The sequence below is a fragment of the Chitinophaga oryzae genome (assembly GCF_012516375.2).
In the GTDB taxonomy this organism is placed as follows: domain Bacteria; phylum Bacteroidota; class Bacteroidia; order Chitinophagales; family Chitinophagaceae; genus Chitinophaga; species Chitinophaga oryzae.
In genome coordinates, this window is record NZ_CP051204.2 from 7134454 (window position 1) to 7156980 (window position 22527).

General features: G+C 50.9%; 22 protein-coding genes. 4 read left to right on the forward strand and 18 right to left on the reverse strand.

What is annotated here, in order from left to right; translation table 11 throughout:
- Positions 1–188 precede the first annotated feature (188 nt).
- From HF324_RS28145 to HF324_RS28155, 3 genes are read right to left on the reverse strand one after another with little or no spacing between them, the layout of a single operon-like run.
- Entirely contained in the window at positions 189–998 is an 810-nt protein-coding gene (locus HF324_RS28145) for an alpha/beta hydrolase (protein ID WP_168861391.1), read from the reverse strand.
- 5 nt (positions 999–1003) lie between these two features.
- Positions 1004–3325: a M1 family metallopeptidase gene (locus tag HF324_RS28150; protein ID WP_168861392.1), complete on the reverse strand. Its 2322-nt coding sequence runs from the start codon at positions 3323–3325 to the stop codon at positions 1004–1006.
- A gap of 21 nt (positions 3326–3346) precedes the next feature.
- Positions 3347–3928: a HupE/UreJ family protein gene (locus HF324_RS28155; protein ID WP_168806525.1), complete on the reverse strand. Its 582-nt coding sequence runs from the start codon at positions 3926–3928 to the stop codon at positions 3347–3349.
- Between the two features lie 69 nt (positions 3929–3997).
- Here HF324_RS28155 and HF324_RS28160 point away from each other — a divergent pair, with 69 nt between their 5' ends.
- The 4 genes from HF324_RS28160 to HF324_RS28175 all read left to right on the forward strand — a co-directional run bounded on the left by HF324_RS28160 (position 3998) and on the right by HF324_RS28175 (position 5565).
- Positions 3998–4486 carry a DUF6702 family protein gene (locus HF324_RS28160; protein ID WP_168861393.1) on the forward strand — a complete coding sequence of 163 codons (489 nt, stop codon included), beginning with the start codon at positions 3998–4000 and terminating at the stop codon, positions 4484–4486.
- 10 nt (positions 4487–4496) lie between these two features.
- On the forward strand, positions 4497–5081 hold the full coding sequence (locus HF324_RS28165; RefSeq protein ID WP_168861394.1) for an ATPase: 585 nt from the start codon (positions 4497–4499) through the stop codon (positions 5079–5081).
- Positions 5071–5250, forward strand: a complete 180-nt coding sequence (locus HF324_RS28170) for a DUF8506 family protein (protein WP_168861395.1) — start codon at positions 5071–5073, stop codon at positions 5248–5250. Before HF324_RS28165 ends, HF324_RS28170 begins: the two co-directional genes overlap by 11 nt.
- 108 nt (positions 5251–5358) lie before the next feature.
- Positions 5359–5565: a hypothetical protein gene (locus tag HF324_RS28175; protein WP_168806531.1), complete on the forward strand. Its 207-nt coding sequence runs from the start codon at positions 5359–5361 to the stop codon at positions 5563–5565.
- Here HF324_RS28175 and flxY read toward each other — a convergent pair.
- The 15 genes from flxY to HF324_RS28250 all read right to left on the reverse strand — a co-directional run bounded on the left by flxY (position 5562) and on the right by HF324_RS28250 (position 22440).
- Positions 5562–6854: a flexirubin biosynthesis putative acyl-CoA ligase FlxY gene (gene flxY / locus HF324_RS28180; protein WP_168861396.1), complete on the reverse strand. Its 1293-nt coding sequence runs from the start codon at positions 6852–6854 to the stop codon at positions 5562–5564. The two genes, HF324_RS28175 and flxY, sit on opposite strands and share 4 nt — an antisense overlap.
- A 12-nt stretch (positions 6855–6866) precedes the next feature.
- The gene (acpS, locus tag HF324_RS28185) at positions 6867–7241 is read right to left on the reverse strand and encodes a holo-ACP synthase (RefSeq protein WP_168806535.1); all 375 of its coding nucleotides are present in this window, start codon (positions 7239–7241) and stop codon (positions 6867–6869) included.
- Positions 7238–8926 carry a C45 family autoproteolytic acyltransferase/hydrolase gene (locus HF324_RS28190; protein WP_258539210.1) on the reverse strand — a complete coding sequence of 563 codons (1689 nt, stop codon included), beginning with the start codon at positions 8924–8926 and terminating at the stop codon, positions 7238–7240. Before HF324_RS28190 ends, acpS begins: the two co-directional genes overlap by 4 nt.
- A 2-nt stretch (positions 8927–8928) precedes the next feature.
- Complete coding sequence (locus HF324_RS28195) at positions 8929–10446, reverse strand: phytoene desaturase family protein (protein ID WP_168806537.1); 1518 nt, start codon at positions 10444–10446, stop codon at positions 8929–8931.
- Entirely contained in the window at positions 10433–14308 is a 3876-nt protein-coding gene (locus HF324_RS28200; protein WP_168861397.1) for a trifunctional MMPL family transporter/lysophospholipid acyltransferase/class I SAM-dependent methyltransferase, read from the reverse strand. The genes HF324_RS28195 and HF324_RS28200 overlap by 14 nt, the downstream gene beginning before the upstream one ends.
- Positions 14309–14384: 76 nt before the next feature.
- Positions 14385–15569 (reverse strand): DUF2062 domain-containing protein, encoded by a 1185-nt coding sequence (locus HF324_RS28205; RefSeq protein ID WP_168806541.1) that lies wholly within the window; start codon positions 15567–15569, stop codon positions 14385–14387.
- The gene (locus tag HF324_RS28210; protein ID WP_168806544.1) at positions 15570–15932 is read right to left on the reverse strand and encodes an ApeI family dehydratase; all 363 of its coding nucleotides are present in this window, start codon (positions 15930–15932) and stop codon (positions 15570–15572) included.
- A gap of 73 nt (positions 15933–16005) precedes the next feature.
- Positions 16006–16626 (reverse strand): flexirubin biosynthesis protein LolB2, encoded by a 621-nt coding sequence (gene lolB2 / locus HF324_RS28215; RefSeq protein ID WP_484482092.1) that lies wholly within the window; start codon positions 16624–16626, stop codon positions 16006–16008.
- Positions 16604–17236, reverse strand: coding sequence for a flexirubin biosynthesis/transport protein LolA2 (lolA2, locus tag HF324_RS28220; RefSeq protein ID WP_168861398.1), 633 nt, complete (start codon positions 17234–17236; stop codon positions 16604–16606). Before lolA2 ends, lolB2 begins: the two co-directional genes overlap by 23 nt.
- Entirely contained in the window at positions 17229–18011 is a 783-nt protein-coding gene (locus tag HF324_RS28225; protein WP_168861399.1) for a polysaccharide deacetylase family protein, read from the reverse strand. Before HF324_RS28225 ends, lolA2 begins: the two co-directional genes overlap by 8 nt.
- On the reverse strand, positions 18001–19071 hold the full coding sequence (locus HF324_RS28230; RefSeq protein ID WP_168806551.1) for a beta-ketoacyl synthase chain length factor: 1071 nt from the start codon (positions 19069–19071) through the stop codon (positions 18001–18003). The genes HF324_RS28225 and HF324_RS28230 overlap by 11 nt, the downstream gene beginning before the upstream one ends.
- A gap of 15 nt (positions 19072–19086) precedes the next feature.
- A complete protein-coding gene (locus tag HF324_RS28235; RefSeq protein ID WP_168806553.1) occupies positions 19087–20280 on the reverse strand; it encodes a beta-ketoacyl-[acyl-carrier-protein] synthase family protein in 1194 nt (397 codons plus the stop codon).
- Complete coding sequence (locus HF324_RS28240) at positions 20277–20537, reverse strand: phosphopantetheine-binding protein (protein WP_168806555.1); 261 nt, start codon at positions 20535–20537, stop codon at positions 20277–20279. Before HF324_RS28240 ends, HF324_RS28235 begins: the two co-directional genes overlap by 4 nt.
- 18 nt (positions 20538–20555) lie before the next feature.
- Positions 20556–21191, reverse strand: a complete 636-nt coding sequence (locus HF324_RS28245; protein ID WP_168806557.1) for a hypothetical protein — start codon at positions 21189–21191, stop codon at positions 20556–20558.
- Positions 21184–22440, reverse strand: coding sequence for an NAD(P)/FAD-dependent oxidoreductase (locus tag HF324_RS28250; RefSeq protein ID WP_168861400.1), 1257 nt, complete (start codon positions 22438–22440; stop codon positions 21184–21186). Before HF324_RS28250 ends, HF324_RS28245 begins: the two co-directional genes overlap by 8 nt.
- Positions 22441–22527: the final 87 nt, after the last annotated feature.

The following is a 22527-nucleotide window of genomic DNA, read 5'->3' on the forward strand; positions in this document are numbered from 1 at the left end:
AGCATTCAACTTAGGTCACATGAAAATAATCCGGCCGCTTGCAGTCCTGCTTACGGCCGCTTTTTTCAAAAAAAACCACCATCAAATTTTCATAGATCAACAGGACATATTAGCAAGTTAAAAAAGCCGCCCCGTTCCCGGGACGGCTTCATTTTTATGCCTTTGTGGTGATTATGCGTTTGTGGTGATTATTGGAAGAAACGGTGGAAGAACAACAGGTGATAGTGGATGGAATTACTCCAGTAGTTCCAGTCATGCTGGCCTGGCCGTTCAGTATAATCGTGGTCGATGCCTTTTTCGAGCAGTTTCTGATGTAAGGCGCGGTTTACGTCGATAAAAAAGTCCTTCACACCGCAGTCGATGACCATGGGCAGGGTGCCTGGCTTGAGCTTATCGGCCTGTGCCATTACCGTATAGGCGGTCCAGTTAGTGCCGTCTTTACCCGGGTCTCCCAGCAGCTTTACTATTTCCCAGCTTTTGGGGAACGGTCTGAAATCCACTCCTCCGCTCATGCTGCCGGCAGCGCCGAACACTTCCGGGTGCCGCATCGCCAGGTACAGCGCGCCATGGCCTCCCATGCTGAGCCCGGTAATAGCGCGGTGGCGCGGGTCGGGCAATGTCTGGTAGTGCTGGTCTATATACGCCGGTATTTCTTTCCCTACATAGGTTTCAAAGCGCATGGAGCTGTCAAGGGGACTGTCGAGGTACCAGCTCATGAAAGCGCCGTCGGGGCATACGATCATGCATTGGTAGGTATCCGCCAGTTCTTTGATGGACGGCACTTTGGTGACCCAGTTGGCATAGTTACCGCTGTAACCATGCAGCAGGTACACCACGGGATATCGCCGGTTGCCTTCCTTGTAGGACTCCGGCGTTACGACTACGCATTTGTAGCTGCGGTGCATAGCGGCGCTGGGAATACTGACGGTGTCCGCATTACCTGCGCGGAGCGTCTGCAGAGAGCAAAATAACAGTAAGAGGGTGAGCGTGTGTTTCATCAACGTTATTTATTAAGGGCTTTTTTCATCGGGTTATCGCCGGAGGAGGCTCCTCTCACTGCACCACCTTCCCTGAACATGTCGAACCGGGAGGGCGCTGCTTCCCGTGGCCAGCTGTTGTTGCTTTCATCAATATCGGCTGTTTCGCGGAGCGGGTCCAGTTTAAGGGCTACCACTTTTTTATCTTTAGCAAACACCTTGGTCACCTGATTTTCGTTCTTGCGCCAGATATAGGCGGAGATACGGTCTGTTTCCTTTGTACCGTCGGCAAATGTCCATTCGAGGATTACCGGCATTACCAGTCCGCCTGCGTTGGAAAGCGTCACTTCATAGAAGTTCTTTTTGCTGTCATACATTTCTTTTTCTGCCGGTGTCAGGTTGCTGTAGAACTGATCGTAGGCCGCTTTGTCTTCCGGCGCCACTTCAAAGCGGTCCCATTTACTGTAAAAATCCTGCAGGCTGGTATCCTGGTCTACCGCAAATTTAACGCCTGCCGCCTTATTGCGTTGACGGGCCACATGGTCCATATTCCGGTCATAGGCAGCTTTCGCTTCCTGGCTGTTGGCTGCCGGGTTTTTCGTATTGAGGTTATACCATTTTACGTTATCGATGGAGATATCCACCGGTTCGATGGAGAAGAACCATCCACGCCAGAACCAGTCCAGGTCAACAGCCGAAGCGTCTTCCATGGTACGGAAGAAATCGGCCGGTGTTGGGTGTTTAAAGGCCCAGCGGCGCGCATATTCACGGAAGGCGAAGTCGAACAGTTCGCGGCCCATCACGGTTTCCCGGAGGATATTGAGTGCGGTGGCAGGTTTAGCGTAAGCATTCGGTCCAAACTGGATAATATTTTCCGAGTTGGTCATGATAGGTTCCAGCTGATCTTTCGGCATTTTCATATAGTCCACGATCTTATGCGCGGGGCCGCGGGAAGAGGGGAAATTGTTATCCCATTCCTGTTCGGCCATGAACTGGTAGAAAGTATTAAGGCCTTCATCCATCCAGGACCACTGGCGTTCGTCGGAGTTAACGATCATCGGGAAGAAGTTGTGGCCTACTTCATGGATGATAACGCCGATCATGCCGTTTTTAGTAGATTCAGAATAGGTGCCGTCTTTATCCGCACGGCCGTAGTTGAAGCAGATCATCGGGTATTCCATACCGTTGGCCGCTTCTACGGAGATCGCCACCGGGTAAGGGTACGGGATGGTATGGCTGGAGTAGGATTTTACGGTATGCGCTACCACTTTGGTGGAATAGCGGCGGTAGAGCGGGTAGGCTTCCGGACCGTAGTAGGACATTGCCATTACCTTATTGCCTTCCACGTTGGCAGCCATCGCGTCCCATACGAGGCGGCGGGAGGAAACAAGGGCAAAGTCGCGCACGTTCTGCGCTTCATATACCCATGTTTTACGGCTGCCGGATTTGTTTTGCAGGGCTTTCTTTGCTTCATCGAGCGTTACTACTTCGATGGGTTCCTTGCTGCTCTGCGCCTGTTGCCAGCGCTGGTATTGAGCGGGAGAAAGTACTTCTTTATAGTTCTGGCATTCGCCGGTGGCGCCTACGATATGGTCGGAAGGTACGGTCAGGCGTACTTTAAAGTTACCAAAGGTAAGGGCGAATTCGCCTCTGCCGGTGAACTGTTTGTTTTGCCATCCCTGGAAGTCGGAATACACCGCCAGCCGGGGATACCATTGGGTGATGGTATACAGGTAGTTTTTATCTTCCGGGAAATATTCGTACCCACCGCGGCCGCCGGTCACCATACGGTCGGACAGGTTGTACCACCAATCCACTTTGAAGCGGTATTTCTCGCCTGGCATCAGTGTTTTAGGCAGGTCGATACGCATCATGGTCTGATTGATGGTGTAGGGCAGCGGTTTGCCGCCGGCATCGGTCACTTTCACGATTTTCACGCCCAGGTCGCCGGTAGGCGGCAGGATGCCGCGGATATCCCGCAGGCTCATTTTGTCTGATATTTTGCTGCCGTCGAAGCTGCGGTTGTCGCTTTTCGGATCGTGCTCGTTCTCGTCCAGCTGCAGCCAGATGTAGGTCAGCGGGTCCGGAGAGTTATTGAAATAGGTGACTGTCTCAGCGCCGGTGAGCCGCTGTTTATTATCATCCAGTTCTGCACTGATCTCATAGTCGGCCCGCTGCTGCCAGTATTTGGGACCGGGCGCGCCGGAAGCGGAGCGGTACATGTTGGGCGACTGGAGCATGGTGCCCAGTTGCTCAAAGCGGTTACCATGGTTAGACCCCGGGTTCTGTGCATGCAGCGCTATTGCAGTGCTGCATAAGATACCGAGGAGATAAAGATTTTTTCTCATAGAGGATTTAGATTTCAGATTTTATGTCAACAGCTCCCGCACGCCCTGGATCACCATCAGGAAGGCGACGCCAAAGGTGGCAGATGATAAAAACATGTTCCAGTCACGACGGCTTACCCGTCCGATATTAACGATGATGGCAGATATCAGCATCACCACGCCTACGATCAGGAGCTGGCCAAATTCCAGTCCGATATTGAATCCCAGCAATGGCTTTACGATGTTGGCCTGGCTGCCCAGCAGACTTTTCAGGTAGTTGGAGAACCCCAGTCCGTGTATCAGCCCGAAAAATAACGCGTAGAAATAGTTCAGCTGCAGATGCTGCGGCGCTTCGCTTCTCCTGAAGATGTTGGACAGCGCGGTAATACAGATCGTTACCGGGATCAGGAATTCCACCAGCGAGCTGGACACTTTGATAATATGTAACGCACTCAACGCCAGTGTAATAGAATGTCCGATGGTGAAGGCGGTCACCAGGACCAGCAGCTTTTTCCATTCGTTCACCACATAAACAGCACTCAGGGCAATCACAAAAAGTATATGATCATAACCTTCCCAGTTGAGAATATGCTGCCACCCCAGCTCAAAATACATCAGGTCCATTGCCCTTCTTTTGTCTAAATTTGGTAATTATAGAAAGTAAAAATTAATTTTCCCAATAAAATTAGTCTAGTGGGTTTATTATTATGTAAATGGTGGACAGTGGCCTGGATGGCCCTTCTGCACCCGTTCTACGTGAGTGTGACAGAGATTACGCACAACACTGCCAAAAAGGAGCTGGAAGTCAGCTGCCGCATTTTCGCCGACGACCTGGAAAACACACTGAAAGCTCAATACAACACCTCTTTCGACATTATCAAACCCGCTAACCGCCAACAGGTGGAAAAAATAATGGCGGACTATCTCTCCAAACATCTGCAGGTTACCCTCGACGGGAAAAAAATCCCCCTGCACTTCCTGGGCTACAAGATAGAAGAAGATGCCGTCTGGAGCTTCCTTTCCGCCGATAATATCCCCGCACCCAAAAAAGTAACCGTGATGAATGACCTGTTATACCAGCAACATCCCTCGCAGATCAATATGATACATGTGATCGTAGACGGAAAAAGACAAAGTACCAAGCTGGACAATCCGAAAGCAAATGCGGTGATGGCGTTTTAAATGATGAATTATGCCGAATCTTTATATCATAGCAGGTTGCAATGGCGCCGGTAAAACCACTGCCAGCTATACCATCCTCCCGGAAATACTGCATTGCCGGGAATTTGTGAATGCAGACAATATCGCTGCAGGGTTATCCCCGTTTAACCCCGAAAGTGTGGCCGTGGAGGCAGGGAGACTGATGCTGAAAAGAATACATCAGCTGCTGGAAGAAAAGGCCGACTTTGCGTTTGAGACAACATTGGCCACCCGGAGCTATCAGTCTTTGATAAAAAAAGCAAAGGCGGAAGGGTATCGGGTGACGCTGTTGTATTTCTGGCTGAGTTCACCGGAACTGGCTAAACGACGGGTTGCCAGCAGAGTAAAAAAGGGAGGACACAATATCCCTGATGAGGTGATTGAACGCAGGTATTATAGGGGCATATATAATCTCATTTATTTATACATCCCGATATCTGATAATTGGATAGTTGTCAAAAACGAAAATGCAGAGCCGGAAGAAATTGGTAGTGGTAACGAGAACAAAGAGAAAGTGATAAAAAATAACGATATTTGGGAGGTCATTCTAAAACAAAGCAATCACCATGACAGCTAAAGAAAAAGAACTTCAAGAGCTATCTAGCAAAGTGATGAAAGGTATGAAAATAGCCTTGCGAAAGTTAGTGGAAAAAAGTGCAGCTAATAATGAAGAGCTTGTCATAGGTGATAAAGACGGCACTGTCAAAACTGTTCCTGCCAGGGAGCTACTGTCGTCTACAAAGTAATTGTTTCTCGCAGACATTTAACGGACTGCCATGCAGGGCAGGCATACTACACCACTTCGCTCCTGAGCGCCTGCAAAAATATCACGGCGATAAAACAAATTGATAACCATGCAAAGTCCATTTACAGGAGGGCACGCAAAACTCCAAAAAGAACCGATGACATTAGAATTCCGAAAGGAGCTTTTTGATATTACCTATCACTATTATGTTTGTGAAGATACCGGGCAACAATTCACTAACGATGAAATTGATACCCTGAATCAAAACCAGGTGCTCGATAAATATCGGGCAAAGCATGGTTTAGAAGCTTTCTAACTCCTATTATCCACAAACTTCACCGGTTTCCGGCTGTTCTCCGGAAACTGCATCCGCATGATATCCTGCTGACCGCAATATTTCACCTGTGGTATTACACGCAGTTTAGCCTGCAGGTAGGATTTGATCTTACGGTCCATCTCTTCCGATTCTTCGGTAGGCCATACATGCAGTACGATCTCGTCGGTGCCGAGTTCGTTGGCGTATACTTCCACCACGAACTCCCTTACTTCTTCCATGTCATTGAGCAGGTCGAAGAGGGCAGGCGGATACAGGGTGGTGCCTTTGTATTTGATCATTTGTTTTTTCCTGCCGATGACGGGAGACAGGCGCAGCGTATGTCTTCCGCAGCTGCATGTTTCCTCGTGGTACTGGCAGATATCGCCGGTTTTATAGCGCAGCAGTGGCATGCCTTCCACGCCCAGCGTGGTGATGGTCACCTCTCCTTCCTGTCCGGGCGCGACGGGCTGGTTGTTTTCGTCCAGCAGTTCCACATAGAGTAATTCAGGATGATGATGTCCGCCTTTACCGGCTTTGCATTCGGTGAACGCTGTCTGCATTTCGGTGGATGCGTAGGTGGAATACAGCTGGATATTCCACTGTTCGGTTATTTTTTTGCCCAGCACGTTCAGTGAAAAATCGGTGTTACGGATATTTTCACCGATGCACACTGCTTTGCGGACGGAGGTTTCGTTGATATTGATATGATGTTCTTTGGCGTAGGCGATCAGCTTCACGATGAAAGAAGGTACACCGACGATCGTCGTTGGTTTGATACGCTGGATGTTCTCCCACTGCATGCTGGGCACGCCCGGGCCTACACGCAGCACGCCGGCGCCCAGTTTACGGATACCGTTGTAATACGCCATACCGGCCATAAACTGACGGTCCAGTGTCAGCATAAGCTGGAAGATATCGCTGTCGGTACCATCGGCGCAGCAGAAAGAGATGTATTCGTTATAGCTGAGACGCTGCAAATCTTTCTCTGTCAGCGCAATGATCACCGGACGGCCTAAAGTGCCGGAAGTGGTGGTATATTCCGCGATATGGCTTTTATCTACACACAGGAACTCCCAGTTATGCTCCTGCAGGTCCTGCTTGGTCACCGGCGGAATCAGGCTGAAGTCTTCCAGCGAGCGGACTTTCTCCGGATGTATATCATGTTGTTTGAACCACGACCTGTAGAAGGGAGAGAACTCACGCAGATAACCGAGCAGCCGCATCACTTCTTTCTCCTGGAATGCCCGGATGGCGGTCTTCGACTGTAGTTCTATATCGGGAATGTACATATGTTACGATATTCAGCTTTCAAGAATTACCATTGCCACAGCCGCATTTTTTTCATGCGACAATGACACCCATATTTTTTTTACGCCCAGCGAGGTATACCGGGGATTGTCTGTCAACAGAAACAGCTCCGGTTTTCCGGCGGCGTCGTTGCGTATCTCTATCTCGTTGAAGTTCACGCCACCGTTGCCCCATCCGGTGCCCAGCGCTTTCAGAAAGGCTTCTTTGGCGGCAAAGCGCGCAGCATAACTCTCCTGCGGCGACGCCTGCTGCTCGCAGTAGGCGATCTCCCCTGGCGTAAACACGAGGTCGCGGAAACCGGCGCCTTTGGCCAGTCTCGCAGCGATACGCGCTACATCAGTGATATCTGTTCCTATACCGACAATCATTTCCCGGACAGTTTAGCATTACATTTTTCCAGCTGCTGGCGTATATGCCTTTCCTCGCCTTTGGTGGCTATCACCTTGGTGAGCGCTGTCTCATAATATTGCTTCGCTGCTGCGAAGTTACCTTTTTTGAAGTCGTAATCACCTGCCAGCACGTACGTGTGATAATACTCCGGGTTAGATACCACCAGCGCCTTGGTATCGACGTCGCCGCCATCCATCAGCTGCGCTTTCAACTGGCGGAACACCTGGAATGACGTGTATTCCCTGGTCAGCAGGAAGCTGTCGGCAGGTACGCTCTGTACGCTGTCATACACTTCATGATCACTGTCCAGGCCATGCATGCTGAAGATCTTATTCAGGTCGTATGCTACAAACTGCCCCAGCTGCCACGGCGCTGCAGACACCCATACCATTTTCTTCTTCGGCTCAAACACAATGCCATGGTGCGCAATGAACTGGTTGATCGCTTTTTCATTACCCAGACCGATATCTGCGCCATGCAGCCCTTTGCGGTCGCGCAGAATGCTGATGGTCTTCTGTACGGTATTGGGACCATTCGCTTTCAGCAGTTCGTTAAGGCGTTCATAACGGTATGCTGAAGCGCTCTCCCTGATCTGCAATTTGTTGGATTCCAGGCTGCCCAGTGAGTCTCCCTGGAAGTGGTTGGTGCAGGTGATAAAATTCTTCTTTGGATCGTAGAGGTCCATGCCTTCCGGTGTCTTTTCAATCAGGACAGCCTTGTTATCTTCTGCTGATCCGATCAGGAAAGATTCAGACACGAACATCTTCCTTTTCTGCGCGATAGCCCACGCTTCGCGGATATTGCGGGCATATTGCAGTATTTCCCTGGCCACCAGCGACACAGGTGTGGCTGCCCCGGTAGGTACGCTGGTTTTGGCAGCATTGATGGTAACGGTCAGCCCTTTATCATTCATGCCGGACACTACGCCGGTAAAACCGCCCCAGGTAACGAACATGAAGTTATGGCCTTTATCAGGGTGATAAAACACCACCATTTTATCTTCGGCGAACTTATCGCCCATGTAGAAGTCAAAGTTGCGGCCGATGATCAGGTTACTGTCGGCGGAATTGTCATTCCAGGTGCCGAAAGAGGTGCAACCCACCAGCATCATCCCTTGCAGCGCATGACCAATATCGTGCGCACCGTGGTAGTTCATCAGCCTTTCATAATTGCTGCCTACCCAGTCGTAACCGCTGGCAGCGGAGAATGACTCGCCATAGATCTCTTCCTTAAACTCCTCGTCCACATGATCGCTCAGGTTCCTGTTGAACCAGCCGGTAAAGTAACGCAGAAAACGAAGGTAAAAGGGAGAAGGGATCATCTTTTTGATCTGCTCCACAAAAACATCTTCCTGGTGACGGATCAGTTCTCCGGACAGCTTGCCATTGATCACCCCTCTTTCAAAAGGCGCTCCCTCCACATACATCTCGTACAATCCGCTGTTGCTCTTGCGGAACCAATTGTTGCCGATAGTCCAGGAGGTGCTGTCCAGCGCTTTGCGTTGCAGCTGTAAAGCCGATTTATCGGCGATCTCCGGCGGTGTCATACGGCTGACAGACACCAGGTATATCGCCAGCGCGACAAACAACAACAGGAAGGCGCCCACTGTAAACAACAGCACCCGCCCCAGTCTCCGCCATCCGCTTCTTTTTTTCTTTTCCACTTTTATTTGAGTATTGACTGATTAATTTCTTCTACCAGGAATTCCATTCCCAATAGTTCTGCCGAGGTGATCACACTGCTGATGGTGACCCCCAGAATTCCATGCAAGTTCAGGTTTTGTCCGGTAAGATACAAATTAGACAACCGGGTGCGGGCCGAAACCATGGTCCGTAGCGGGTCTGTACTGTCTTTCATGATGCCGTACATGCTGCCGTCGCCGGTACCGATATAATCCCGGTAGGAAAGCGGGGTGGCCACGTAATACGACTGCACACAGTTACGGAAGCCGGGAAATTTCTTCTCCACGGCGTCGATGAGTTGTTCGGCTTTCCGGACTTTAAACGCTTCATAGTCGGCACCACGGCTGGCTTCCTGCCTTTCTGTATTAAAGGTATGCTGCCACGGCGCCAGCTCATCGTAACGCATATACGTCATCACCGAGAGGCTATCAGCATAGGTTTCATGCCGGGAGCCGGCAGACACATAAATAGCATAGGTCTGCGGCCACTGGTCCGGTGTATAGTTAATCCCCGCCCAGGCGTCGTCTGTGGCGTGGTGATAGTAATTGTGATTGATATAAGGGAAAGTACCAGGCTTCAGGACAACGTTCAATACAAAACCACCGGCGGAATTCTCCAGGTTCTGCATACGGCTGCGGTAGGCGCCGCGTATGGCATCGCTTTCCGTAATGGCCGTAGTTTGCGCCGGATGCAGGTTGGATATATAATGATCTGCCGTCACTTTCTCCCCGTTCTCCAGTATCAGGTGATCTACCCGGTCGCCCTGGCCCACGATCTTCTTCACCTCCGTATTACGGATCACCGCTCCGCCGTTCTCCGTGATGCGCCGGCATAACAGCCGCGCAATCTGTGAGCCGCCATCCACGCATTTCCAGGAGCTCTGCATGTAACTGTTTAACACCAACGCATGTACGTAGAAGGGCGTTTTCTCCTTCACGCCGGCGTATAACAGGTTATTACCGGCCAGCACCTGTCGCAAACGGGGGTTACCTGTAAAACTTTCAATGACGCTGGCAGCATTCAGGGTCAGTACGCTGCGCTTCTCTTCATAATCGCCGAGCCGCAGGTTATACAGCGGGAACTTGCTGCATACCTCGCTGATCTTGTCACAATAGGCATGCAGCGCATCTGTTTCTCCCGGGAAATCAGCCACCAGCGTTCGGATAAAACGGTCCCGGCCCTCCGCGATACGATATACCTTTTCTTCTGCGCCAAAGTTAATATGATCGAAGCCCTCAGGGTCCATCCGTTTCAGCTTCAGCTTGTCCATAATGCCCAGATAGGAAAATACCTTGTTCAGGTTCTCTCCTGCTCCCAGCCCGCCGATATAATGCACGCCGGAATCAAAGATGACCTTATCACGGGAAAAAGTCTGGAGGCAACCGCCGGGTTGACGGTTCTTTTCGTATATGCGTACTTTATAACCATTCCGGCTGAGGATGGCTCCACATACCAGTCCGCCAAGACCACTGCCGATAATGATCACATCATAGTTCTGCATAATTTTTTTGGGGTGATTTTTTAATAACAAATATTACGTTGGATGTATAACGGGTGTTGTCTATTTCTTCTGCTACAGCGCCATATTTGCCTACCAGGCCACGCACATGCGCAGCCGAAAAGAACGATAGTTCCTTGTTCTTCGTTTTATTAAATCCTATTACCCGGGTTGATAAAAATTCAGTAAATCTTGTGCCCTCGTGACGTTTGGATTTATCAGCATCACCGTCCCTTACCACGATCACGCCATCAGGGGTAAGCCGTGCTATGCACTGCTGCAACAGCTGCTCCTGCTCGTCCGGCTGCAGGTAATGCAGCACATCACTCAGGATGAAAGCATCGTATTTTTCGAACGGCGTATCAGCGATATCGCCGTGGATAAACTGCAGGTTCTTTGGTTTCGCGTAACAATGTGCGGCGGTGGCGATTTTCTCTTCATCGTAGTCGATGCCGGTAATATCGCGGCCTGGCGCCACATAGGCCAGCATATAGCTCATAAAACCATATCCGCAGCCGATGTCAAGGATACGGCCTTCCTGTGGCAGCAGCTGATTAAACACCTCGTAGTTACGCTCCAGGCTGGTCTTCACCTTCATGTACCACTCCAGCACAGGCCCTTTATAGATGAAATTGTATTTCAGCTGCTCGCGGAAATAAGATGGCACTTCAATCTCCTGCCGTAAATTTTCGTACTCCTGTTTAAAATAACGGCTGATGGATTTCGTGCGGGCGCTGTAGCCATCTCCCCAGCTTTTATCGTCCTGCGTGATACGCGGAAGGTATTTCACCGTCACATGCCCGTCTTTCAGGAGAAAATCTCCTTTAGACATCGTATAGGCGGTACCGTGGATAACCATTGGCAGAATGTCCAGGCCCAGTTGTTCTGCAATATAGAAAGCTCCTTTATGGAAACGTTTAATCACCGGGTCAGGGGAACGGGTACCTTCCGGGTATACCACGATGGAATATCCTTCTTGCACACGCGCTCTCAGTTTGTCGATAGCCCCTTCCGCTCCGTCGGCCACCGGGTAATAGTCCGCCAGCCGCACTACGGCGCCGAATACCGGCGAGCGCCACACCCACTGGTTCGTCAGCAGGATCACCCTGGGATGCAGCATGGTAGACACGAGAATATCGAGGAAAGACTGGTGGTTGCTGATGATCACCGCCGGCTTCTGTAATTGCTCATTGGCCGGATTGATGATCCGCTTTTTCACGTTGGTCATGATATACAGCACGCTGTGCGTATAGGCAGAAAGGATACGGTGATACACCAGTTTCCCTTTCTCTTTGTTGAACGGATTAAGGCGGATCAGGATATTGCCCAGCAGCGTCATGATCAGGCAGCCGGTGGTAAAGTAGGTGAAAGAAAAAACAGACAGCGTCCAGCCTTTAAAAGTCCAGGGGGCATATCCTTTTTTTACACGGTTGGTGATCAGCCAGTTGAACAACACCGGTATCATTACCTGCGAAATCAATACCACCGTTCCGATACCAATGATGGAGATCAGCGCAATAGACTTCAGAGACGGGTGCTGCGCGAAGATCAGTACGCCCAGGCCCAGGATAGTGGTGATGGCCGACAGGAAGATAGAGGACTTGAAAGACGACAGCGTTTTTTTGCCGGTCTTGTATTCCTGCAACAGCCCGTCCATCATAAATATGCTGTAATCATCCCCCAAACCAAAGATAAAAGTGGAAAGGATGATGTTAACAATATTAAACTTAATACCGAACAATCCCATGATGCCCAATATCCACACCCAGCTGATAGCCATCGGGATAAAGGTGATCAGCGCCAGTTCTATGCGGCCGTATGACAATAGCAGCGCCAGGAACACCAGCGTAGAGGTCATCCAGGCTATACTGTTAAATTCATCTTTGATCACTTCCACCAGCCGGTTGGCAGCGTACTGTTTATCCAGTACGGTCGTATGTGCGTGCTGGTCAAGGGCGGCGTATACTTCTTTCTTACGGGCAGGGTCCACTTTCAGCAACGTTACGATCCCGGTGCGCCCGTTCTTCTCTATGATAAAATCCCCCAGGGTGCCTTTGCGGAAAGTATCTACATCAGCTTTTGCCATGGGCTGGTAGGAAGTATTCAGCAACGCGGCGAACTTATCGAAAGCAGTAGCGCTGAAACCCACTTCAGCCCCATGCGTCCGGAGCCAGGAAAGCAGCTGCGCTTTTTTTTCAGGCGTCCAGTAGTGTTTCCAGCGATCAATGCGCGCCTGCTGTTCCTTCTCCGACAGCAGCAACGTTTGTACGCCGGCGTATTTTTTCACTACGCCTTCCGCCTGTAACCTGCTGATAGCGGGCGTCAGTTGTTCAGTATGCTGCAGCGCCGTTTCCAGGTTATCCCCTTCAGACACCACATACACTGATTGCGCAGTATAGGCGTTGATAGCGTTCAGGTGCGCTTCTGCAGCTTTCAGCTCCGGCGACATGAAGTTCATGCGCATCATGTCACTTTCGAAAGACACGTTACGGGCGGTAAAGAAAAACACGATGGTCAGCAGGAAGATAGCGCCTACCAGGTATTTGTTACGCTCCGGCCTGAGGGCGGAGAAGCGGTCCAGCCAGTTGTCATGATGTTCCGCTGGTTTGCCGTCGCGTTTGCCCAGCACGATCCAGTGCGGTAAAAAGATAAGAGAAAACAAGGCGGCGCCTACAAGGCTGAGCGCGGCAAACAGCCCCACATCGCGCAGCATGGGCGAATGCACAAACTGCAAACACAGGAAACCGCCAATGGTGGTAAAGCTGCCCAGCGTCATAGGCGTGGCCAGGTCGGCAATCACTTCCCGGATGTCGTGGGTATGGCGGTAGTGATTGAACACATGCAGGGAATAATTGACGGCAATACCCAGCACCACCGCGCCGGCACCCAATGCCATTACGGAAATATGTCCTTTGACCAGGTAGATGCAGGCCAGTGAAAAGAGCCCACCGAAGATTACCGGCAGCATCACCAATACCGGTGCGCGTTTCTTCCGGAAGAACAGCCCTATCAGCGCTACCAGCAGCACCACGGTTATACCTTGTGTGAGCAGCGTGTCCTGCCGCAGCTGGGTGGCGTTGCCCGCCGAAACGGCCGTACCGCCGAAATAGCTGACGCTGACATCGGGATACTGGCGGGACAGGCTGTCTTTGATGAGATCCAGCCCTGCCAGGAATTTAGCATTGATTTTCGTAGCGCCGGGAGGGTTAGCCGGTGTAATAAACAACATCAGGTGACGATGATCTTTCGTCATCACATAATTATCGTACAACTCAAAATGATCATCGTACTGAAGGTGCTGCAATTTTTTGATGCCTATCCAGGAAATGCCTACCGGGTCGGCTTGTATCACCCGCTTCAGCACCAGTCCGGCAGGAGAAATCAGCGTATTATAGTCATACTGCAGGGAACGTTGCAGCTGTTCCGGCGCCAGCAGGCTGTCAATTTTCGTATAGTCGCCGGCCTCCAGGAAAACAGGCAGGTTCTGCTGAATGAGGTCCATCATCCCCATGACCTGTGCGTCTTCTGTCTGTCCCTGTATCTCCCGGATGTAGGGCGACAGCTGGTTACCGGCGGAAGCCACCAGGGAGGCGGCGCAGGCGGTAAGGCTATCCGGTACGGGCGCTTTGGTGGTGTCTTTTTGTGACAGCGTCACTACCAGTTTATCCGCAAATCTGGAATCCTGGAAAACCTGTTGCAGCTTATCCAGCTTCCTGTCCTGCGGCAGTATTTTGGTAATATCTTCTTCCAGCCTGATACGCGATGCTAAAAAACCGACCAGTACGAAGCTGACGATGGTGCAACACCATAACGCAAGTTTGTGCCGGTCAAAAAAGTTATAGATCGCTACGAAAAGACTGCTCATATGTGATTCAATTACGAATTACGAATTACGAATTACGATTGGGGGAGCCAGTAGTAACAGGTAATCCGTAACTATTTTATTTGTTTTTTCTGAATATGGCCAATAATATATAACTGATCGCCCAGGCAGCCAGTCCGCCGGCAATGGCCAGTGTAATGGCGCCGAAAACATACTGCAGCAGGTTGTCTCTTACTGCTGCCACACTAATCTGTTTATCAAACAACAGGTCTTTGGCGGACCTTCCCATCCATACTTTCCCTGCCAGGAAACTGAAGAAGATCACGAAGGGTGTTAAGGGCGGCGTGCTCACATGGGCCGCCAGGAACACCAGCGCTTTATTGAGCTTTAGTTTAACGGACAGCAGGAAAGCCACCAGCAGCTGGAATCCCCAAATGGGCACTATGCCCATGAATACGCCCAAACCAATGGCAGCGGCTTTGCGCGCATTGGATTCATCGGACTTTAATATCTCTTCCTTCCAGAACTTCTTCCAGTTTTCCTTTTTAAGCATCCACAGGAAAAGGTCGCGCGGCTTGATATACAGGAAGGTAATGAGTACCAGTACGGTATTTAATACGCTGATACGCGAAAAATCCCGGAACGGCCTGAAGTGGGATATCCTCTCCTCTGCGGGGGGATAATATACCTTCACCGGCGTCCAGTCTATTTTTACGCCTTTCCAGGCACTGCGCACCAGCACTTCTATTTCAAATTCATATTTGCTGCACCACCAGCGGGTACGGCCCATGCGGCGCAGAGGGTACAACCGGTAGCCCGACTGGGTGTCGGGCCCTTTCAGACCTGTTTCCACATAAAACCAGAAGTTGGAAAACTTGTTGGCAAAAGTGTTTTTGCCTGGCATGTTTTCTTCGTTCAGATTACGGGCGCCTATTACCAGCGTATCCGGATGTGTGCTGATTTTCTCCAGCATACCGGGCAGATCGGAAGCAAAGTGCTGTCCGTCCGCATCCATGGTGATCACATAGTCATATCCCTGTGCCAGCGCATATTCAAAACCGCGTCGGAGGGCAATGCCTTTACCACGGTTAGGGTTATACGATACTTTATGAATGGCGGGATATTTCTCGAGGATGGCGCTGGTATGGTCTGTGGCGCCGTCATTAACGACAATTACGTGGGAGGTATAGGACAGTGCGCCCTTTACTACCTCTTCCAGCGTAGTGGCGTTGTTGTAGGTAGGTATGAGCACGGCAGCGCGGTGACGCTCAAAATGTTCGTTATGTGTACTGTTGGTTGTCACTTATTTAAATACTCCCTGAAATTTCATAAATGTGGTCGCTTCCTTTTTCAGGGTAGCATTCACTTTCCATCCTCCGTTCTCTTCCGCTTTATACGTCAGGTTTACATCCACCTGCGGCTGTTGTACCGGATCTATCATATTCAGGAATTTCATCAGACCGGCTTTTTGCAGCACTACTTTCTGTTGCACCGCATCTTCCAGCGTTTCCGTGATGATCTGCATCATACATACGCCGGGCACTACCGGCTGTTCCGGAAAGTGACCACCGAAAATAGGATGCGCCGCATTCAGTTCCAGCGTGAGGTTTACCTGACCCTCTTCATTTGCGATGGTGGTTATGTTATAAAAGTTCCCTTTCAGCATTTTGATATTTTGGTATTGATATTTTGATATTTTGATATTGTTTTATCCGCTCTGATCAATTCGTAATTCGTAATTATCTATGGGTCTTCTGCAGCGAGATATTGAACCGGAAGTTCTGATGCTCGATGCGGACCGTATCCGGTGTTCCCTGTGTGTAATGCTCCATCCACACTTTCACCACCGGTTTACGTTCAGACGATTTTTCGATACGTACCAATTGCGTACAGGCGGTATCCGTGATGTAGTAGTTATTGCCTTTAGCTGTAGGCACTACGGTATAACGGTACCGGCCGTCCGTAGCCACATGCGCCTGACGCAGGTCCGGCCGCAGCAGCACCAGTTCAAAATCCTGGCGCAACGTCGTCACCACCGCTTTTTTATCCATTTTGGGCAACAGGTAATGTTTCGTAAAATTTCCCTGTTTGTCAAATTCAAAATCGAAAAATTTGAATCCCATCTCATTGGCAAACACCACCCGGAGGCTACTGTCGGGCATCTGCTTGAAAAACAGCAGTCCGCTCAGGTGATGCTTCAGGATATTGACCTGCGTGCTGTACAGTGTAGCGTCGAAAGCCGGACTGAACTGCTGTATGCAGTCCACCTTGCCTTCCGTGCGCTGCAACCCCTTATAAACGGACGTACAGCTGGTCAGCAAAACGCAAAACAGCACACTATTTAACCATAAATACCGCATCCGGAATATTCGCATTCACTTGTTTGTGTAAAAAGCTGATGTTGGTGTCATCACCGGAAGGCTCTGCCATCGTGATGCTCGCTACGGTAAAATCTTTTTTATCCACCAGCAGGGTGATCATCCTGAAATAACCGGCCATGGCTTTGTTGACGGGCACCATTTCCAGGCGGTAGTGCTGCGCGTTTTCAAACGCTTTGGTGGTAAAGTCCGCATTGTCCAGCACTGTACCGCGTACACAGTCGACCGTGATTTTATTGATCTGTTCAAACAGCTTGTTGTTCTTACCGGACACTTTGCTTTCCTTCTGGTTGTCTTTGATGCGGATGTCTTTTCCGTTCATGACCAGCAGGTAATAGGACGGCTGCTGGTATTCCATGCGGACTTTATTATCCCGCTTGAACCAGAACTTCCCTTTCGATACAATTTTATCGGAAAGCATGCTCAGGTTCTTTTCCTGCACAAAATCGCATTGTATGCTCTGTGTCTGCTGCGCGGCTTTCGCGAATTCCCTTTTCACGCCCTGCAGGTCGGTCACCGGTTTAAAGCCGGACTGCGCCTGCAATTGCAGCGATAGCAGGGAAATCAGGTATATCATCATCCATTTACACATAAGCTGGCACTTTTAACATTTTATCCATCCTTTCCAGCCGGTAGCCTTCCGCTTTGATGGCGCTGATCAGCCGGGGCAGGATACTGGCGGTGATGCTGCAGGTGTCATGCAAAAGGATCACTGCACCGGGGTGCAGTTCCGACATAATTTTCTGCAGTAATTTATTTTCATCTGTGGCCACGGTGTCCATAGAGCGGATGCTCCAGCCCACCGGCACGTAGTTGTTTTTTTTAATGGCCCTTGCCAGGTTGGGATTGGTGACGCCGTATGGCGGGCGGAACAGGCGCGGTTGCAGCCCGGTGGCGTTGATGGTAACGGTGTCCATCTTTTCCATATCCTTTCCCATAGAACTGCTGGTATGCATATCGAACCAGAAATCATGGGAATAGGTATGGTTACCGATCATATGTCCTTCTGCGTGTATCCGTTGCAGTAAGTGCGCATTGCCTTCTATGTTTTTCCCGATGCAGAAGAAAGCTGCTTTCACCTGGTGTTTATCGAGGATATCGAGGATCAGCGGGGTATGCGTAGCCTCCGGCCCGTCGTCGAAGGAGAGCGCCACCACGTTTTCGGAGGTAGATGCTGCGCAGACGGTTTTAATGAAGAAGCCGGAGCGGATGTTCATGGCGCCCCTGATATAAAAAGGCAACAGTAACAGCGGCGGCGCTGCCAGCCACCAGAGCGACAAAGACGGGTACAGGCCGGACAATCTGATGCCCAGCAGTACGGCGATGGCCGCAATGATGATGATATTTGCAGTCCGGTTATTCAACATGGGAGAGCAGAACGAGGGAATGATGCGTACCCTGGTGATGGTTATACAATAATATTTTTTTGATGCTGCGGGGCGCCTGGCCGTAAAACATGGCTGCGTCGGGCACTGCCTGGTCTGCCAGGATGCCGTTGGCCAGCCACATGCCGAAACCGGCGGCTGTAGGATATTCTCCGCAGAGGTGTTTGAAGCTCGCTTCCGGATGTTCGGGAAACAGCGCTTCCACTATTTCCTCATAAATTTCATCCTGGTCGATGTCGCCGTTCCTGCCGGTGATCAGCAGGTCGATATCGTTGGGGGTACAGTTATTGTCTTCGAGGAACTTCATGATATGGCCGATCACTTCCCCTTCCCACATGGGTTTGTACAGGGTGCTGATACCGGTGAGCTCCGCAGCGGTGTTGGCTCCCGGCTGTGTGCCCAGGGTGAAGAAAGCAGCGCCTTCTCCGGCTATGGTGCCGCGGGTGGGGCTGTTCAGCAGCTCCATGGTTTTCACGGGTTCTTTTTTATAGATCCCGAAGCGGGACAGTATCTGGTAACTATGTTGCGTCAGTTCATCCAGTCCGCCGACCAGTATCTGTTGTGCGCTGCCTTCGCGGAGCATCATGATGGTGTCCAGCAGGGCGTTTTCAAAAGAGAACCCACGGTGTACGAAAGTATTGTTGTAAGCGTTGCAGCCCAGCAGCAGCGCTATCTGTCCGCCTACCGTATTATGTGTGCTCTGGATAAAAGCGGTAGGCGTCAGCATTTCTTCCTGTTGATTCACCATTTTGGTGAGGAATACGCCGGTGTCGTCGAGACAGCCGTAGGCCGTGCCCGTTACGATGGCGTCCGGCATGGTGATGCCTGCTGCCTGCAGGCTGAGGTTAGCTGCGCCAACACCCATTTTTACCACACGGCTCATGCGGCGGATCTGTTTCACGTCGATCCACTGTTTATAGTCCGGGTCTACCGTTGCCAGCTTTACCTGCTCATATTCGCGCAGATTGGCCAGCATAGGTCCTCCTGCCGCAGTTTCCTGCGGAGAAATACAACCGGCGCCGTTTATATAGATGCTCAACATAATCTCATTTAATCACTAAAAGCTGGAAAAAACCAGGCTGGAACAGTTACCGCCAAAACCGAAGGAATTGGACATCACATGGCGAAGGTCATTTCCTTCAGACCAGGTGGTGGCCGGTGCAAACGGCAGTTCCTTCATCTGGTGCTCAAAACGTGCGTTGGGATAGATGATCCCTTCTTTCACCGCTACGGCCGACAATACCGCTTCAATACCGCCGCTGGCGCCCAGGGTATGCCCTGTGAACGATTTGGTGGAGCTCATGGCCGGAAAATGCGGCGCAAAGATGCGGTTGATGGCTATGCCTTCCGACACATCGTTGTTACCGGTACCCGTACCATGCAGATTGATGTACCCTATCTGCTGTGGCTGCAGTCCGCTCATGTCCAGTGCGCCTTTCATGGCCAGGTAGTTGCCTGTACCGTCGGGCGATGAGGCTGTCTGGTGATAGGCGTCGTTGGCGTTGGCGAAGCCGCTGAGGCGGCACCATGGCTGCAGCTGGGCGGCCAGGCTGTCGGACACCAGCACCACGTAACCGGCGCCTTCGCCCAGATTAAGCCCGGTGCGGGTTTCGTCGAAGGGACGGCAAGGTTGCTGGTCCAGGATCATGAGGGTGTTAAAACCGTTGAGCGTAAAGCGGGTCAGGGAGTCTGTGCCACCGGCGATCACTACGTCCACGATATTGTTGCGTATAAGGCGATAGCCGTACATCAGGGCATTAGCGCCGGATGAACAGGCGGTGCTGATGGTAGACACATGGTGCCGGATGCCCAGGGCATCGGCCACTATTTCGGTGATGCTGCCGCATTCGTGGTGCATCACCTGTCGCAGACGCCCTTTGCGGTTGTCTGCCAGGTATTCCGCGAAAAAGTCTTCCGTTTTGTCCATGCCTCCTACCGTGTTGCCGGACACGAGCCCGACACGGTAACGGGAGATATCGCCCAAACCGGACGATTGCCATGCTTCCCTGGCGGCAATCAGGCTAAGCAGGGCCGTGCGGCTGATATTTTCCGGCAGCCCGGCCATATCGGCCAGCGTGTCGTTATCAGCTTTCACTTCCGCTACGGGAAAAGTGCTACGGTGCACGGATGACAGGTATTTCATGGCGCCCATGCCCGGTTGCATCTCACGGAAAGCCTGCAGGCTCTCCCGTAAGTTCAGGCCTATGCCGCTGATGACACCGCCACCCGCTATCCACACCTTTTCACTCATGCTTTGGCTTTTTGAGCAACAATAAATTCCGCCATGGAACGGATGGAGTAAAATATCTCCGGTCCCTGTTCAGGGTTAGCAATACGGATGTTATAATGCTGTTGCAGCAATACGATCAGTTCCAGCGCATCGATAGAATCGAGACCCAGCCCTTCTTTAAACAACGGTTCATCGTTGCCGATGCTTTCCGGTGTTACTTCCTGCAAATTCAATTGTTCGATGATCTGTTTTTTCAGATCTGCCATCAGCTGTTCCATCGCAATTTTGGTATTTTGTTATTTTGATATTTTGTTATTTAGATAAAGTTCATTTAGCGCCTCAGCTGTTAATGGCCTGGACATGTCTTTAGGCTGGCCTTCCAACAGGAACAGGGCCACTTCGTAATCGTCGCCCATTACTTCCACCCAGCCGCAGAGGCAAGCCTGTAGCGGCGTGGTGTGGAGCAGCTGCGCAGGGTAGCTGCTCATCAGCTCCGGATCAAAATTTTCAGACACGAAGAAGGTATTCTCCCCTTTAAAACCGTGCCGGATGCAGATTTCCCCCATTACGATATTGGGGAGGGTGTATACAAAGAGGGCCGGACTGGCGATCTCCTTCACGGTGGCATAGTACCGGATGTCCGTATCGAGGCTGCCACTGCGGTTAGACAACACCATTCCCACTGCTTCCGGCGGCAGCGCCTGTACAGGCGCATGTTTGAGCAGTACTTCCGCTGCCAGCCACCCCAGTTTGCTGAGGGCGTCCATTTTATGGAACTTGGGATACTGCCCGGAAAACCGGTCATATCCCGCCCGCAGCCACTCCTGTAAGTCCATGCTCCGGTCTGCTTCCCACAGCAATGTACCGTTCAACCAGATGCCGTGGTCCCTGATAATACAACTTCCTGTAATATATGCTTCCGCGCTATTCAATCTCTGAACTGCTTTTTAATTTTTCTGTTAATTCTATGGTCCTGGCCAGCCGCTTCAGCGCCGTGTCGTGGTTTTTCACAAACGGGTTGCTCATATCCCAGACATATCCTGCCAGTACGGAACAGATCTGTCCCTTGATCACCGGGTCTGCGTCTTTCTTGAAGAAAATGGTATCCAGCGTGCCTTCGTACCATGCCATTACATAGGAACGGAAGGTGTTTACCCCCTGCAGGGTGGGTTCCATATATTCTTTTTCCCAGTCCACATCCTCTCCGCGCAGCTTTTTGATCACCAGTTTAGCAGCCGTTTGGCTGGAAACGCAGGCCAAAGTTACGCCAGAAGAGAAAATCGGGTCCAAAAATTCTGTTACGTTGCCGGTCAGCACAAAACCATCTCCGTAAAACTTATCGGTGGTGGCGGACCAGGACTGGAGTACCCTGGGTTCAAATACCAGTTCCACATCCCGGAAACGCTCGCGGGTATATGGTTCTGCTTCCAGCAGGGCGCGGTATACTTCCTCATCGGTACCGGGGTACTGGGCAAAAAATTCCGGATCGCCAACGAAACCAAGGGAGGTAACGCCGGTGGAAAACGGAATGATCCAGATCCAGACGCCTTTTTTATGCACCACCGCCGTGATACGGTTAGGTTCATCGGCCATAGAGCGGCGTGTGTCTACCGTATGGGAGAAGAGTGCTTTACGGGGCTGAAGGCTGGAATTTTTTTCCAGGTTGAACAAGCGGGGGATTACCCGGCCATAGCCGCTCCCATCCACGATAAAGCGGGCTTCTATGGTAGATTTGTTCCCGTCTTTATCTTCTATCGTAGTAACGGAATCAGAGCCATTGAAACGTATATCCGTTACCGTAGTTTCATATGCTACCGGTACGCCCATACTTTCCACGGTATCTGCCAGTGTTTTATCGAAATCGGCCCTTGTCACCTGCCAGGTCCAGGTCCAGCCCGGTGTATATTGCTCTTTGAAAGTAAAATCGCAGAGCGCATCGCCCTTGACGAACTTGGCGCCGAATTTTTCCTGAAAACCTTTGGCTTTGATGGCATCGATGAAACCGGCTTCGTTCAGCGCGTCCATACTGCGGGGCAGCAGACTCTCACCGATTACGAACCGGGGAAATTTCATCTTCTCCACGATTTTCACCTTATAACCTGCCTGGTGGATAATAGACGCCGCTACTGTACCGGCAGGTCCCGCACCTATCACTAAAACATCTACTTGTTCAGTTTTCATACGGTTAAAACATTTACGATTTAGAAATTTGGGGATTTCCGATTTTGGGATTCTGAGATCAAAAATCCCAAAATCAAAAAATCGAAA